The sequence below is a fragment of the Sphingopyxis sp. NFH-91 genome, assembly GCF_021401285.1.
Classification (GTDB): Bacteria; Pseudomonadota; Alphaproteobacteria; order Sphingomonadales; family Sphingomonadaceae; genus Sphingopyxis; species Sphingopyxis terrae_A.
The window spans coordinates 169,545-184,383 of record NZ_JACBGA010000007.1 but is presented as its reverse complement, the minus strand read 5'-3'; the positions used below and the strand labels follow the sequence as shown (position 1 = coordinate 184,383).

The 14,839-nt window shown below is 65.1% G+C and carries 16 protein-coding genes; 4 read left to right on the top strand and 12 right to left on the bottom strand.

Annotated features, from left to right (window positions below):
• Window positions 1–100 precede the first annotated feature (100 nt).
• From L0963_RS15895 to L0963_RS15880, 4 genes are all read right to left on the bottom strand, one after another.
• Window positions 101–1,945, bottom strand: coding sequence for a M2 family metallopeptidase (locus L0963_RS15895; RefSeq protein WP_186401500.1), 1,845 nt, complete (start codon window positions 1,943–1,945; stop codon window positions 101–103).
• Window positions 1,946–2,021: 76 nt separating this feature from the next.
• Window positions 2,022–2,774, bottom strand: coding sequence for an alpha/beta fold hydrolase (locus tag L0963_RS15890; protein ID WP_186401499.1), 753 nt, complete (start codon window positions 2,772–2,774; stop codon window positions 2,022–2,024).
• A 123-nt stretch (window positions 2,775–2,897) separates the two neighbouring features.
• Complete coding sequence (locus tag L0963_RS15885) at window positions 2,898–3,329, bottom strand: hypothetical protein (protein ID WP_186401498.1); 432 nt, start codon at window positions 3,327–3,329, stop codon at window positions 2,898–2,900.
• Between the two features lie 83 nt (window positions 3,330–3,412).
• Complete coding sequence (locus L0963_RS15880; RefSeq protein WP_186401497.1) at window positions 3,413–4,060, bottom strand: 2-hydroxychromene-2-carboxylate isomerase; 648 nt, start codon at window positions 4,058–4,060, stop codon at window positions 3,413–3,415.
• A 129-nt stretch (window positions 4,061–4,189) separates the two neighbouring features.
• Here L0963_RS15880 and L0963_RS15875 point away from each other — a divergent pair, with 129 nt between their 5' ends.
• Genes L0963_RS15875 through L0963_RS15865 form a run of 3 tightly spaced genes read left to right on the top strand, consistent with a single transcriptional unit; the run spans window position 4,190 to window position 7,375 of the window.
• Window positions 4,190–4,642 carry a MarR family winged helix-turn-helix transcriptional regulator gene (locus tag L0963_RS15875; RefSeq protein ID WP_217372889.1) on the top strand — a complete coding sequence of 151 codons (453 nt, stop codon included), beginning with the start codon at window positions 4,190–4,192 and terminating at the stop codon, window positions 4,640–4,642.
• Window positions 4,642–5,775, top strand: a complete 1,134-nt coding sequence (locus L0963_RS15870) for an HlyD family secretion protein (protein ID WP_186401495.1) — start codon at window positions 4,642–4,644, stop codon at window positions 5,773–5,775. The genes L0963_RS15875 and L0963_RS15870 overlap by 1 nt, the downstream gene beginning before the upstream one ends.
• A 10-nt stretch (window positions 5,776–5,785) precedes the next feature.
• The gene (locus L0963_RS15865) at window positions 5,786–7,375 is read left to right on the top strand and encodes an MDR family MFS transporter (RefSeq protein ID WP_186401494.1); all 1,590 of its coding nucleotides are present in this window, start codon (window positions 5,786–5,788) and stop codon (window positions 7,373–7,375) included.
• A 32-nt stretch (window positions 7,376–7,407) separates the two neighbouring features.
• Here the strand turns inward: L0963_RS15865 and L0963_RS15860 are convergent, their stop codons facing one another.
• The 7 genes from L0963_RS15860 to L0963_RS15830 all read right to left on the bottom strand — a co-directional run bounded on the left by L0963_RS15860 (window position 7,408) and on the right by L0963_RS15830 (window position 12,992).
• Window positions 7,408–8,139, bottom strand: coding sequence for a DUF4336 domain-containing protein (locus tag L0963_RS15860; RefSeq protein ID WP_234180482.1), 732 nt, complete (start codon window positions 8,137–8,139; stop codon window positions 7,408–7,410).
• Between the two features lie 56 nt (window positions 8,140–8,195).
• Window positions 8,196–8,804, bottom strand: a complete 609-nt coding sequence (locus L0963_RS15855; protein ID WP_186401492.1) for a hypothetical protein — start codon at window positions 8,802–8,804, stop codon at window positions 8,196–8,198.
• A gap of 49 nt (window positions 8,805–8,853) precedes the next feature.
• Window positions 8,854–9,633 (bottom strand): dimethylarginine dimethylaminohydrolase family protein, encoded by a 780-nt coding sequence (locus tag L0963_RS15850; RefSeq protein WP_234180480.1) that lies wholly within the window; start codon window positions 9,631–9,633, stop codon window positions 8,854–8,856.
• 189 nt (window positions 9,634–9,822) lie between these two features.
• Window positions 9,823–10,848, bottom strand: a complete 1,026-nt coding sequence (locus tag L0963_RS15845; protein WP_217372890.1) for an aspartate-semialdehyde dehydrogenase — start codon at window positions 10,846–10,848, stop codon at window positions 9,823–9,825.
• A 107-nt stretch (window positions 10,849–10,955) separates the two neighbouring features.
• Window positions 10,956–11,333 (bottom strand): 50S ribosomal protein L19, encoded by a 378-nt coding sequence (rplS, locus tag L0963_RS15840; protein ID WP_186401489.1) that lies wholly within the window; start codon window positions 11,331–11,333, stop codon window positions 10,956–10,958.
• 4 nt (window positions 11,334–11,337) lie between these two features.
• The gene (gene trmD / locus L0963_RS15835; RefSeq protein ID WP_186401660.1) at window positions 11,338–12,075 is read right to left on the bottom strand and encodes a tRNA (guanosine(37)-N1)-methyltransferase TrmD; all 738 of its coding nucleotides are present in this window, start codon (window positions 12,073–12,075) and stop codon (window positions 11,338–11,340) included.
• Window positions 12,072–12,992, bottom strand: coding sequence for a LysR substrate-binding domain-containing protein (locus tag L0963_RS15830; RefSeq protein WP_186401488.1), 921 nt, complete (start codon window positions 12,990–12,992; stop codon window positions 12,072–12,074). Before L0963_RS15830 ends, trmD begins: the two co-directional genes overlap by 4 nt.
• 103 nt (window positions 12,993–13,095) lie before the next feature.
• Between L0963_RS15830 and L0963_RS15825 the strand changes: the two genes are divergently transcribed.
• Entirely contained in the window at window positions 13,096–13,257 is a 162-nt protein-coding gene (locus L0963_RS15825) for a hypothetical protein (RefSeq protein ID WP_186401487.1), read from the top strand.
• Here L0963_RS15825 and L0963_RS15820 read toward each other — a convergent pair.
• A complete protein-coding gene (locus L0963_RS15820; RefSeq protein WP_234180478.1) occupies window positions 13,254–14,762 on the bottom strand; it encodes a serine hydrolase domain-containing protein in 1,509 nt (502 codons plus the stop codon). The genes L0963_RS15825 and L0963_RS15820 overlap by 4 nt on opposite strands.
• Window positions 14,763–14,839 lie beyond the last annotated feature (77 nt).

Sequence of the window (14,839 nt, the reverse complement as noted above, 5' to 3'; positions counted from 1 at the left end):
AATCAGGCAATCGGCAAAGCGGCGGCAGCCCCTACCCCGCCGACATGCAAAGGGACCGGAAAGATAGCTTTCCGGTCCCTTGCTTGCGGCTCCGCGTGCCTTACCAGCCCGACGGCTTGCCCTTATTCTGTTCGTCGAGCCACTTCTTGAGCGGGGCGAAATATTCCATCATCGCCTTGCCCGACATGTCGCGGCTGCCGGTGAAAGCCTGGAGCGCGTCGGGCCATGGCTTCGAGGCGCCCATTTCGAGCATCGCGTTCAGATTCTGCCCCACCTGTTTGTTGCCATAGAAAGAGCAACGGTGGAGCGGGCCCTTCCACCCCGCCTGCTTGCACGCCGCCTGATAGAATTGGAACTGCAGCACGCGCGCGAGGAAATAGCGGGTGTAGGGCGTGTTGCCGGGGATATGATATTTGGCGCCCGGGTCAAACGCGTTGTCGGGGCGCGCGGTCGGCGGCGTGATGCCCTGATACTGCAGGCGAAGCTGGGTCCAGGCCTTGTTGTAATCAGCAGGCTTGATCGAGCCGTCGAACACGCCCCAGCGCCAGCGGTCGACGAGCAGGCCGAACGGGAGGAAGGCGACCTTGTCCATCGCCTGACGCAGCAGCAGGCCGATATCCTTGTCGGCGCTCGGCACCTTCGCCTTGTCGAGCAGGCCGATGTCGACCAGATATTGCGGGGTGATCGACAGCGCGATGAAGTCGCCGATCGCTTCGTGGAAGCCATCGTTGGCGCCGTTCAGATAGAGGAACGGCTGCTTGTTATAGGCGCGCTGATAATAGTTGTGGCCAAGCTCGTGGTGGATGGTGACGAAATCGTCGCTGTTCACCTTGATGCACATCTTGATGCGGATGTCGTCCTTGTTGTCGACGTCCCAGGCCGAGGCATGGCACACGACTTCGCGGTCGGCGGGCTTCAGGAACTGGCTGCGCTTCCAGAAGGTGTCGGGCAGCTTAGCGAAGCCGAGCGAGGAGTAGAAATTCTCGCCCGCCTTGACCATGTCGAGCGGCGCCTTGCCCTTTTCCTTGAGCAGATCGCCGATATCGTAACCAAGGTCGCCCGATCCCGGCGGCGCGACGAGCGGGTAGATATTGCCCCATTCCTGCGCCCACATATTGCCAAGCAGGTCGGCGCGGATCGGGCCGGTCTTCGGCTGCACGGCATCGCCATATTTCTCGTTGAGTTTCCAGCGGACATAGGTGTGAAGCGCCATGTAGAGCGGCTTCACTTCCTGCCACAGCCGTTCGGTGGTCTTGGCGAAATCCTCGGGCGACATGTCATAGCCCGACCGCCACATCGCGCCGGTGTCGGCAAAGCCGAGTTCCTTTGCGCCTTCGTTGGCGATCGCGACCATGCGCGCATAATCATCCTTCATAGGCGCGCCGACATTGTCGTGCCAGCTCGTCCACATTTCGGCGAATTCGGCGGGCGTGTGCTTAAGATTGCCCATCTCCGCCTCGATATCCGAGCCCGAGATTTCCTTGCCGTCGAGCGTGCCGCGACCCTTGCCATATTGCGACTGGAGGTCGGTCGCGATCGTGTTGAGCTCGGTCGCGGCGCCGGGCTTGGTCGGCGCGGGAAGGACAAGGCCGGTGCGCAGAATGTCGAGCTTGCGCTTCGTATCGGCGCTGAGCCCCGGCACATCCATATATTTCGCGGCTTCGAGTGCATATTTGACCGACTTTTCGGTCCCCACCGCATTGATCCGCGCCGCCATCGCGTCGGTGTCGTCGGTGATGTAGGTGGCGTTGACCCAGTTCACCTGGCTCGCCTCGACCGTATAGTCGAACAGATCCTTCTCGACGGCGGCGATGAAGGCATCGGCGTCGGCGGCGGTCGGCGTGGCGGCAGGGGCCGCGGTCGCGGCGGCATCGTCCTGCGCATATGCCGGTGCGGCGAGCGCGAGCGACAGGGCAAGCGACATAGTCGAAATCATGGCTTTCATGGGGTGCAATCCTCTGGACTTTGGGGGTGCGCTCTGCGGCGCCGTAAAACCAGCTTGGCGCGTCGGCGCCGGGGGGTCAAGCGGTCAGAAAGGCCGCGATCGCTTCGCCCAGCTCGGGCTCGGTGACGCTCGACATGTGGGTGCCGGGGATCGTCGCGAGTTCGGCATCGGCCAGCGCCGCGACCAGTTCGGGCGCCGAGCCATTGTCCTCATCCTGTTCGCCGCACACAACCAGCGTCGGCATGGTGATCGCCGCCAGCGCTTCGGGCGGCGTGTCGGCGAAGCTGTCGAGCAAAAGCCCCGCCGCGACACGGTCGATCTTCATGGTCTTCATGAACTGGATCGACAGCCACGTGTCGTCGCCGCGCTTCGCGCTGTCATATTCGGCGATCACGCGTTTGAAGAAACGCCCGCGCCGCTGCCACCCCGCGAGCCCAGCGAGCCCCATGCCGCCGAGGATGAGGCGCGCCGGGCGCATCCCCGCAACAACGGCGCGCACGCTCGTTCGCGCACCGAGCGAGAAGCCGCCAAGGTCGAAATCGGCAAGATCGAGATGCGCAACCAGATCCTGCAGGTCATCCACCAATATGTCGGAAGGATAATGCTCCGCTCCATGCGGCGCCGCGCTCGATCCGTGGACGCGCAGGTCGGGCATGATGACATGATATCCCTCACGCGCGATTCGCGCCGCGGTGCCGAATTTGATCCAGTTGACCTCGGCGCTCGAAAACAGGCCATGCAGCAACAGGATCGGCCGGCCTTCGCCCATTGCGCGCCAGGCCAGGCGCACCCCGTCGCGCGCGTAGAAAAATTTCGGTTCGATGCTCATGCCCGTCCTTATGCGGGGAAGACGCGCAAGGGCAAGCGGCCGCGGCCTTCATACGGCGTTCGCATGGACTTGCCGACACCAGCCGCGCCGCGCTCATGGCGGTTTTGAGGTGGAGAGCGGACGTTATCTCCCGCTGAGGCGCGCCTCTTCAATCTCGCCAGCCATCAACTGCGCTATCTCAAGCTGGAATGCGGCCAAATCAGAATAATTTGTTTGGAATGAGGTTTTTACGCAATCGGTCGGATCATCCTGATCCGCTATTTCGACGCGGACCTTCAGGTCTCCACGTGCGTTGGCTGGCGTGATTTGAACGCCTAAAACCTTTTCGTATTGGTCGTCCTGACTGTAGCCCCATTGTTCGGACAAGGGAGCGTTGGGCTCAATCGGATAGGCCGAAAGCTTTTCGCCAAACTCCTTTACATCTTGCCACTGGACCCAAAATCCGCCGACGCCAGAACGGCTTTCTGTAACCACCCGCATCTCCAACCAACCGAAGTCATCACGAACGTTGGTGGGTGTGCCGTCGTATCGGTATCGGAATGCCAAAAAACTCATGAGACGATTGTGGCTCGGAAAAGGAACGCCCGCAATCGGTCGTTTCCAGACCGAAGCCGGCCGCCTGCAGCCGCGCGCTCCGTCTATCGCGGGCGCAACCCCTTTTGCTCCATGCGCCACTTCGCCATTTCGATGCGGTCCTGTCCGAAGAAGGGCTCGCCCTCGAATACCAGTGTCGGCACGCCCCAATGGCCGGCGATTTCGAGCGCGACCTGGTTAGCGGCGATTTCCTGATCGAGCGTTTCGGCGTCGCCTTCCGCCTCGGCATCGAGTTCGGCGAGATCGAGCCCGGCGCGCTTCGCCGCGCCCGCCAGATGATCGCCGAGGTGCCAGTCCTGCGCGCCGCCCCAGATGAGCTGCGCCACCTCGTCGCAAAAGGCCAGGCTCTTGCCGCGCCGCGAGGCCGCCTGCCCCAGCCGGGTGAGGCGATAGATATAGGGCTGATCGGCAGCGATCTCGCGCGTCATTACATTCTGGACGATCGGGTCGGGCCGCGGCGGCCCGAAGGGAATGCCGTGGAACTGCGCGACACGGATCATGTCGCGCATCGTGTAACTGAGCCAATTGGGGTGGTTGCGCTCGAAAAAGTCGGGCTGGCGCACGGCCAGCGGATAGACGGGGCGCAGGTTGATCGTCACATCGTGGCTCGCCATCAGCGCGCGGTAGCGGCCGATCGCCAGATAGCTGTAGGGCGAGCGGAAGGACCAGAAGAGATCGGCAGACAGACTCATGCGCGGCATCCTGCAAAAAAAGCGGCGCCGCGCAAGCGAAACGGCATTTTTTTGCTCCAAATCAGATGCTTCGCACCTGCAGCATAATCGTCGTTGAATATTATAGCAGTTGCTATTATATCGCATGCCATGAGTGAGACGATCGGTTTCCTGCTCAACGACACCGCGCGGCTGTTTCGCCGCGCCTTCAACGCGCGCACGAAACACAGCGGAATCACCGCGCTCCAGTGGCGGCTGATCAGCTATCTGAAGCGGCACGAGGGGATCCGGCAGGGGCCGCTCGCCGAACTGATCGAGGTCGAACCGATCACCCTGTCGCGCATGGTCGACCGGCTGGTAGAGGCGGAGCTGGTCGAACGCCGCGCCGATCCGACCGACCGCCGCGCCTGGCGGCTGTATCTGACGCCGCGCACCGGCGCGATCGTCGGCGGCATGCGCGACATCGCCGACGCGCTGACCGAAGAGGCGACCGAAGGGCTGAGCGCAGCCGAACGCGCGCAGCTCATCGAGCTGGTCGAGCGCGTCCGCGCCAATCTTTCGCGCCGCGAATGCGGCAAGGATACGACAAAAGAGACAATGTGATGGATCAGCTCTCCCCCTCCCGTCCCGCCGCCCCTCCCGCCGCGCCCACCGCTCCCAGGGGCGAAGAGGTTTCGGTGCCGAAGGCAAAACCCAAGGCCGACCCCGTGCCCCCCGCGCCCGAGGCCGAAACCGACGAGGCCCGTAAGCCGAGCTGGCGCACCCGTCTGTTGATGTTCGGCGTGCCGCTGGCGCTGCTCGTCGGCGGCGGCTGGTACTGGCTGACGAGCGGCGGCGCGGTGTCGACAGACAATGCCTATGTCCAGATGGACAAGGTATCGATCGCCGCCGAGGTTGGCGGCCGGATCACTGAAGTTGCGGTGCGCGACGGCCAGATGGTCGACAAGGGACAGCTGCTTTTTCGCATCGACGGCGAACCCTATGCGCTGACGGTGGCGCAGGCGAATGCCGCGATCGACGCGGCTAAGGTCAATGTCGGCAATCTGTCGGCCAGCCTCGCCGCGACCGGCGTCGACATCAAGGCGGCGCAGGAAGCGGTGGGCTTTGCCGAATCCAATTTCGCGCGGCAGGCGGCGCTGATGGAAAAGGGCTTCACCACCAAGGCGGCCTATGACGCATCGAAGCATGCGGTCGAACAGGCGCGCGCAGGCCTCGCGCAGGCCCGCGCCGACGCTGCGGAGGCCCGCGCCAAGCTCGCCACCGGCGGCAGCGGCGTGAATCCCGAGGTCGAATCGGCAAAGGTCCAGCGCGCGCAGGCGCAGGTCAATCTCGGCCGTACCGAAGTGCGCGCGCCGAGCGCCGGGCGCATTGCCCAGTCGGACCGATTGCAACTCGGTCAGATGATGGTCGCGGGGCTCCCCGCGGTGACGCTCGTCGATACGCTGCACCCCTATGTCGAGGCCAATTTCAAGGAAACCGACCTTGCCGACATGCGTGTCGGCCAGCGCGCCGAAATCCGCTTCGACGCCTATCCGGGGCTCAAGGTGCGCGGCCATGTCGAAAACATCGGCGCCGGAACCGGCAGCGAATTTTCGGTACTCCCCGCCCAGAATGCGACCGGCAACTGGGTGAAGGTGACGCAGCGCGTGCCGGTGCGCATCGCGCTCGACGAAAAGCCGTCGCGCGACATGATCGCCGGCCTGTCCGCCGACGTCAAAGTGATCACCGCGAAATAGGGGCGGGCCGATGGCGAGCCGCGCCCTTCCCCGCCGGTCGCCCAGCGCGGGACAACCGGTCGATGCGTCGATCCCGCTCCATCAGCAGGTGCGCTATCGCGGCCTGCTGACGGTGGCCGTGATGGGCGCGTCGGTGATGCAGATTCTCGACACGACCATCGCCAATGTCGCGATACCGCATATGCAAAGCGCGCTCGGCGCGACGAGCGAGACGGTCAACTGGGTTCTCACCAGCTATATCATCGCCTCGGCAGTGGCGATGCCGATCACCGGCTGGCTCGCCGACCGGATCGGACGGCGGCAATTGTTCCTCGCGGCGATCGTCGGCTTCGTCCTGACCTCGATGGCGTGCGGCGCCGCGCAGAATCTCGAGGAGATGGTGGCGTTCCGCTTCCTGCAGGGGATCGCCGCCGCCTTCATCAGCCCGCTTTCGCAATCGGTAATGCTCGATATCAACCCGCCCGAACGGCACGCGCGGGCGATGTCGATCTGGGGGATGGGGATCATGATCGGCCCGATTCTGGGGCCCATCCTGGGCGGCTGGCTCACCGAATCGGCGAACTGGCGCTGGGTGTTCTACGTCAACCTGCCCGTCGGATTGATAACGCTGGTGCTGATGTGGGCGCTGCTGCCGCGGACGCACACCCGCGAGCGCAAGTTCGATCTGTTCGGCTTCTCGATGCTCGCGCTCGGCCTCGCTGCGCTGCAGCTGATGCTCGACCGCGGTGCGCAGCAGGACTGGTTCGAGAGTGCCGAAATCTGGATCGAACTCGGCGTTTCGGTTGCCTGCCTGTGGATGTTCCTCATCCACCTGCTCACCGCGCCGGTGACCTTGTTCAACCGCAAGATGCTCGCCGATCGCAACCTCGTCATGGGCATGGGTTTCATGATCGTGATCGGGGTGGTCATGTTCTCGTCGATGGCGCTGCTGCCGCCGATGCTGCAACGCCTGTTGGGCTGGCCGGTGATCGATACAGGGCTGGTGCTCGCGGTGCGCGGGATCGGCATCCTGATGAGCATGTGGGTCGCCGGGCGCCTGCTCGGCAAGATCGATGCGCGCTGGATGGTCGGTTCGGGACTGCTGATCGCCGCCTATTCGCTGTATCAGATGAGCCAATGGTCGCTGATGATGGGCGCCGGTCCCGTGGTCGTCAGCGGGCTGGTGCAGGGATTAGGGATGGGGCTGATCTTCATCCCGCTCAACACCATGGCCTTTGCCACGATCCCGATGCAGTTCCGGACCGACGGATCGAGCCTCCTCAATCTGTTCCGCAGCATGGGGGCGTCGGTGGGCATTTCGGTGGTCACGACGCTGCTCGGATCGAATACGCAGACCAGCCATCAGGATCTGGTCGCGCATGTCACCAATAGCTCGGTCAGCCTCGTCGATCCCTCGACGGCCGACCGCTTCGGCATCATCGGCGATGTCGCGATGCAGATGGTCAATGGCGAAATCAACCGGCAGGCCGCGATGGTCGCCTATATCGACGATTTCTGGCTGATGATGTGGGTCACGCTCGCGGCGGTGCCGCTCGTCGTCCTGCTGCGCCCGCCCAGACCCGGCGCGGCCAAGGCTTCGGCCGCCGACATGGGGCACTGAGGGGGCCCTGACGGGGCCAGGGCCGCGCCGCGTCAGCAGGCCCAGCGCAAGCCGCGGCGAAGCTCGGCTGCCCCATCCCGCTCATATGGCAGGCCGTGCGCCATCACGACACGCTCGCAATCCCAGCCCAATATCGCAGCGACCGCCCGGCGAACACGGGCACGGCGCGGCCAGAAGGTCAACCGCAGGTCGATCGGCGCCTTGCCGTCGGGATGCGCCGCGCCCGAGAGGCGGACGAGCCCGCGATAAAGGGGACTGCGTATTCGCTGCGGCTCGAAATTCTCGATCAGGTCGGTCAGCACGACGGTGCGCGAGGGCCGGTGGAAAAACACCGCTTCATTGACCAGCGTGCCGGGAACGAAGACCGTCTCCAGCTCATCGGGCAGCACCGCCTCGCCGTCGAGCGTCACGTCGATGCGGAAAGGCCGCTTCGCGCGCATGGCGAGATCGGGCACCGCGAGCGTTCGCGCGCCGGGATAGATCGCCTGCCAGTCAGCGATATGCCAATAATGAAGGCTGTTCGGCGCGATCAGCCAGGCGACCGGGCCGAGGCGGTCGATGGCAGAAAGCAGGTCCTTGTCAGGAGCCACCGGCGAGTGAACCCACAGCGTGCCGTCGGCAAGCCGCGCGACGGTCATCCGGGTTGGAAAGGGGATCGAGGTCGGTCCGTAATCCATCCGGATTTCGGGGCCGTCGACGATCCATAGTCCGGGGCCGAAGGCTTTGGGCGTGTTGAGCGGCGCATAGGGCAGAAAGGCCGACATGGCGGCAGACTAGCGCCACCGTCGCCGCCGATCAAATTGATGAAAATCCGGCGTCGTTAACGGAAGAAGCAATTGGCGCCAGCGAACAGCGCCTCGATCTTCGCATCCTTGCCCGGCTCGGCGAACATGCCGCCGATCGCTGCATCGCCGGTTCCCAGGCTGAACTCCTCGCCCAGCGTGCTGTCCTTGTGATCGACGACGGTGGCCGATGCGGACGCCTTGGCGCGCGTCGTGCCGATACCGATGCCGCTGACCGTCGAATAGAATTCGGCGCCCGCCTCGTCGCCCAGAAACCAGCCGACGAACTTGTCGTCCTGAAAATTGAGCGTCATCGCATCGAAGCGCGAAAATTGCATCGGCCCCGCGCCGCACTCGTCATTGTCGCTGCGGTCGTCGACCACCCCCGCAACGCGCGCCAACGCCTCTTCGGCCTGTCTGCGCGGGGTGCCGAACGCGAGCAGGCTGGCCTTGCCGCTGGTCTTGTCGATGAAGCGCAGCCCCGCACCGTCGAGCGCGACCGCCAGCGACGCCGCGGCCGGACCGTCGAGCTTGGCCTCGGGCACGTCGGGCACGACTGGCGGGCGGTCGTCGGCGGCCGACTTGTCGGCGGCGGGCTTGCACGCCGCAAGCAGTGCGAGGAGGACGAGGGCGGGCAGCTTGCGCATGGAGGAACTCCGAAGGGGACACGCCGCTATACGCCAGAGCGCGGGGCGATTACCAGCGAAGCGACATGCAGCTGAGCCCGGCGTCGATCCGCGCGATCTGATCGGTGGGCAGCACGCGGAACGGGACGCCGCGCGCCGCCAGCAGCGCTTGCGTTGCAAGCCAGTGCGCGCCGATCAGCACCGTGTCGCGGACGCGCAGGATATTCGCCGCGCCTTCTTCGCCCATCGGCGTCAGCACCACCTCCAGCCCCGCAAATTCGGGGCAGTCGCGCATGGCCGGGACGGCGAGCACGGCGCGGTCGTCGATGAGGCCGCAGCCGGTCTTGAAATGCAGCACGCCGGGCGGGGTCTGCGCGATCTGCGCGCGGTAGCCAAGATCGCCGAGCAGCGCAGTCAGCGTTTCGGCCCCCGCCCGGTCGGTGCGGTCGGACAGGCCGATGATCACGCGGTCGGCAAGGCGCAGAACGTCACCGCCGTCGACATGTCCCGGCCCGGCCAGTTCAAGGACGCGGCCGTGCCGTTCTGCGAGCGCGGCGCGTATGTGCGCGACCTCGCCCGCGCGGCTCGGCGCACCGGGGCGGAGCAGGATCGCGCCTTCGGCAAAGGTCAGCGCGACGTCCTCGACGAACAGCGCATCGGGAAAGGCATCGAGCGGCGGCAGAACATCGACCGTCAGGCCCAACTCGCGCAGCGCCGCGACATAGGCGGCATGCTCGGCCATGATTCCCGCCAGCTCGGGATCGGGTCCGCCGCCCGCACGGATGCCGTTGACGGCCGACGGCGCCGGGGTCCGGCAAAGCGCGTGGGTGAAAGCGAAGGGCGCGGTCATGTTATGGGCATAGTCCGAATGCCCCGATCTCGCCAAGGCAATCCTCCCTGCCGCGCAGCGGTGGGGAGGGGGACCGTCCGCAAGGCGGATAGTGGAAGGGCCGCGAGCGCGCCGGCGTCAACGCCCCCCCCCCGTCAGCCCTTCGGGCTGCCACCTCCCCATCGCTGCGCGACAGGGAGGATAACAAGATCAACCCTTCTTCAGATGCCGGCGGCCGAGCAGTTCGGCGATCTGCACCGCATTCAGCGCCGCGCCCTTGCGCAGGTTGTCGCTGACGCACCAGAGGTTCAGGCCATTGTCGACGGTGCTGTCGTCGCGCACCCGGCTGACAAAGGTCGCATAGTCGCCGACGCATTCGACGGGGGTGATATATCCGCCGTCCTCACGCTTATCGACGAGCATGACGCCCGGCGCCTCGCGCAGGATGCGCTGCGCTTCCTCGGCGGGCAGTTCCTGCTCCATCTCGATATTGATGGCTTCCGAGTGGCCGACGAAGACCGGAACGCGGACGCAGGTCGCGGTGACCTTGATCTTCGAATCGAGGATCTTCTTCGTCTCGGCGACCATCTTCCATTCTTCCTTCGTCGATCCGTCGTCGAGGAATTTGTCGATGTGCGGAATGACGTTGAAGGCGATCTGTTTGGTGAACTTCTTGATGTCCTTTTCGTCGCCGACGAAGATCTGGCGCGTCTGGTTCCATAGCTCGTCCATCCCCGCCTTGCCGGCGCCCGACACCGATTGATAGGTCGAAACCACGACGCGCTTGATTTTCGCCGCATCGTGCAGCGGCTTCAGCGCGACGACCATCTGCGCGGTCGAGCAGTTCGGGTTCGCGATGATGTTGCGCTTGGTATAGCCATCGATCGCGTCGGGGTTCACCTCGGGCACGATCAGCGGCACGTCGGGGTCCATGCGATAGAGCGACGAGTTGTCGATCACGACGCAGCCCGCGGCTGCGGCCTTGGGCGCGTGAATCGCGGTCGCGTCGCTGCCGATGGCGAAGATCGCCATGTCCCAGCCCGACCAGTCGAAATTCTCGATATTCTGACATTTCACGGTTTTGCCGGTATCGCCGATCTCGACTTCGTCGCCCTGGCTGCGCGACGACGCGACCGCCGCCAGTTCGGCGATCGGAAATTCGCGTTCGGCGAGGATGGCGAGGACTTCGCGTCCGACATTGCCCGTCGCACCAGCGACGACGATCCGGTAACCCATGAAATATGTCCTTTGTCTTGGCGTGAAATGAAAAACGACCGGTTCTGCGCCTTGGCGGAACCGGTCGTTCTGGAAAGCTGTTTCGGCTTTGTGGGGAGAAACTCTCCTCAGCCTTCGCCGGCTTCCGACCGGTAATCGCGGCGCTCCGCAATACGAGCCGATTTACCGGTGCGGCCCCGCAGATAGTAGAGCTTCGCACGGCGCACGGCGCCCTTGCGGACGACGGTAATCGAATCGATGTTCGGCGAATAAAGCGGGAAGACGCGCTCGACGCCTTCGCCGAACGACATTTTGCGCACGGTGAAGTTCGAGCCCATGCCCTTATTCGCGCGCGCGATGCACACGCCTTCGAAATTCTGGACGCGGGTGCGTTCGCCTTCGACCACCTTCACGCCGACGCGCAGCGTGTCGCCGGGGCGGAACGTCGGAATCTCTTTGCCGGCCTTGGCAATTTCTTCAGCTTCGATCGTCTGGATGAGGTTCATGCCTCTAGTCCTTCTTCTTTTGCCGCGCGCCAGAGGCAGGTCGGGCCCGAGCGTCCTCATGACGCTCCCAAAGGTCCGGCCTGCGTAACCGTGTATGATCCTGCGCCTGTTGTTTCCGCCAGGCGGCGATCTTCGCATGATCCCCCGATCGCAGCACTTCGGGGATCGTGCGCCCTTCCCATGTGACGGGCCGGGTATAGTGCGGATATTCGAGCAAACCGTTCTCGAACGATTCGTCGTCGCCACTTGAAGCCGCGCCCATTACGCCGGGAAGCAGCCGAATGCAAGCGTCGAGCAGCATCAGCGCGCCCATCTCGCCGCCCGAAAGTATGATGTCGCCCATCGACAGCTGTTCGATCGGCCGTGCGTCGAAGATGCGTTCGTCGAAACCCTCGAAGCGGCCGCACAGGATGATCGCTCCCGGACCCGCGGCAAGCTCGCGCACCCGCTTCTGCGTGACCGGCGCGCCGCGCGGGGTCATGGCGAGCAGCGGCAGCCCCGGATGCGCTGCCGTCGCATGATCGATCGCCGCCCCCAGCACGTCGGCCTTCAGCACCATGCCGGCGCCGCCGCCCGCGGGCGTATCGTCGACGGTGCGATGCCGGTCGGTGGCAAAATCGCGGATCTGGACGGGCGCGCACGCCCATGTCCCGCTTTCGAGAGCGCGCCCCGCCATGCTGTGCCCTAGCGGACCGGGGAACATGTCGGGATAGAGCGTGAGCGGGACGGCGGTGAAGGTCATGACGGCGGCTGCCATAGCGCCTCGGGCAGCAGGTGGCGATCCTTCTTCAATTCGTCGTGCAGCCATTCGCGGAAGCGCTCGATCTTGCGCACCCCGACGCGATTTTCGCGGTGCACGAGCCAAAGGCCGGCATCGGCGACATAGAGTGTATCGAAGGGCTGGACCATCCGGCCGCTGGCAAGGTCGGCCTGCCAGAACAGCGGGGTCATCATCGCGGCCCCGAAGCCCGCCTGCACCGCGCTCGCCTCCTGCAACTGGCTGTCGAGCTCGATGCCGAGGCGCGATGGCGCCAGCGGAGTCGCAACCCCCGCGGCGACAAACCAGTCGGCCCACCAGCTGTCGTTCGGGGCGAGCCGCTGGACGCGCAGCAGGTCGGCGGGTTCGCGGATCGCATGCTCGGCGATGAACGATGGTGCGGCGAGCGGAGCAAGCGTCTGGCGCATCAGAAAGTCGCTGCGCAGGCCGGGCCAGGGGCCCATTCCCAGGCGGATCGCCACATCGACGTTCGACGCGTCGAAGTCGACGAGATCGTTGCTCATCGACATGCGCACGGCAAGGTCGGGGTAAGCGAGCTGGAAGCGGCCGATACGTGCGCTCAGCCATGCGCCGCCGAAGCTCGTCACGGAGCTGATCGTCAGCACGTCGGTCTCGTCGCTGCCAAGTGCAGCGAAGGCATCGTGCATTGCGGCAAAGGCGGCGCGGATCGCGGGGAACACGCGTTGGCCGGTCTCCGACAACCGCACGCGCCCTTTCTCACGCACGAACAGCGCGCGGCCTAGCCGGTCTTCCAATTGGCGGACCTGATAGCTGACCGCTGCCTGCGTCATCCCCAGTTCCTCGGCAGCGCGCGAGAAATTTTCCAGCCTTGCAGCCGATTCAAAGGCACGGACGGCAGCAAGGGGCGGCAGTTTCGGCATCACCGGTGCATAAGGCAAACTTATATCTATGTGCAAAGCTTTAATTGGCGAAGGCGCTAGCGAGGGCGCATCTGCACTTCATCGCAACCGATGGAGACAGACGATGATGGATGAAATCTGGATGCGGAGCTGGAACGCCGATCATGCGCGCTTCAGCGCCGACCTCGACCGCGGCTTCGCGCAGCTCGGCGCCGCCTTGAAGCCGCTTTTCGCCCGGCGCCCGCGCGGCGCGGCCAAAGCGGCACCGGCTCGCCCCGCGAGCTAGTCGCGTGCTGGACGAAGGCGCAGGGCCTGAACCGTCAGCGGATGCGTCGGGGCTAGCAGAATCTGACCGTCGAGCTTGCCGCGCTCGCAATTGAGCCGGAACAAGGCCCCCAGCGCGCCGCGCGCGACCGGCGGCTCGGCGGTCGGACATGCGCCCAGCTGATCTTTCAGCGCCGCCAGGTCCTTCGCCCATAACGCCGCCGAGCGATCCATCAGGAAGTTCATCGCCAACCGGTCCTGTATCGGCGCCAGGTCGCCCGCGTCATAGACGGCGCGCGACGCAGCGATCATCGCGGCCATGTCGGGCGTGACCGACGCTGGCCGGGTTTTGAGCAATCCCGCCTTCTCCATCGCTACCGCCGTGTCCCAGGCGGGCGCCGACGGTCCGGCATAGGTGCGGTTCGACAGCGCAAAGACGCCGGCGCCGAAGTCGGGCATCAGCATCACATGGCTGCCATATCCTGGATAGCCACCGCCGTGCGACAGGGTGAGCCCCAGGTCGCAGTCCTGCGCAACGCGCCAACCCATGCCATAGGCCGCGGCCTGCTTGCACGCCGTCTCGCCGCTCGCGCCGGCGCGCGTCGCCAGCGAGACGAAGTTCAGACCCTGCGCGATCTCGCGCACCGTTGCGCGGCGGATTGGCCCAGCATCGGCCTCGTTGCGCTGCGGCCAGGCAGACAGCAGAAAGGCGACCCATTTGGCATAGTCCCGCGCGCTGACCTGCAGCCCGCCCATGCTATTGAAGGCACCGTCGGCCATTTCGGGTTCGGGCACCCACGCCTCACCTTCCCAGCGGTAGCCGCGGGCATAATGCGCGCGCGGCGCGCGCGTCACGTCATAGCCGCTGGCCTCCATCCCCAGCGGGCGGAGGATGGTGATGCGGACATAGTCGGCATAGGGCATACCCGACGCATTGGCGACGATGCGGCCGAGCAGGGCATAGCCGAAGTTCGAATATTCGAAGCGGCTCTGCGGCGCCTGCGTGAAGGGGACGCCGGCGGTCAGCATCTTGGTAAAATCGTCCTGCGACAATATCTGCTGGCGGTCGCCCCACGGATCGTCGGTGACGAACCCCGCGACATGGTGGAGCAGGTCGCGCACACGAATGCGCGGACTGTCCGCGGTCGGATAGATCCAGCGCTTCATTTCTGGGACATAATCTTCGGCCAGATCGTCGAGCCGCAGCTTGCCCCGGTCGCGCAGGTTGAGCACCGCCAGCGCGGTGAAAGCCTTGGTCATCGAGGCGATCCGGAACAGCGTATCGCCGTCGACCGGCGTTCCGGTCGCCACATCCTGAATCCCGCGCCCCTTCAGATAGACGAGCTTGCCATCCTGCACGATGCCATAGACGAGGCCAGGGATATGCTGATCGGCCTGATAGCGGGCAAAGAGCGCGTCGATCTCGGGCGCGATTTCGTCGAGACTCCTTCCCGCACTTTCCTGCGCGAACGCGGGTGAGGCGCAGCCAAGCATCACCGCCGCTACCAAGGCCGATTTCCAACGCATGAAGATCCTTTCGCGAACGGACGAGCGCCGCAGGCTAACAGCGGGCCGGGACGGCGGCAATCCGCCGCGCCCGGCCG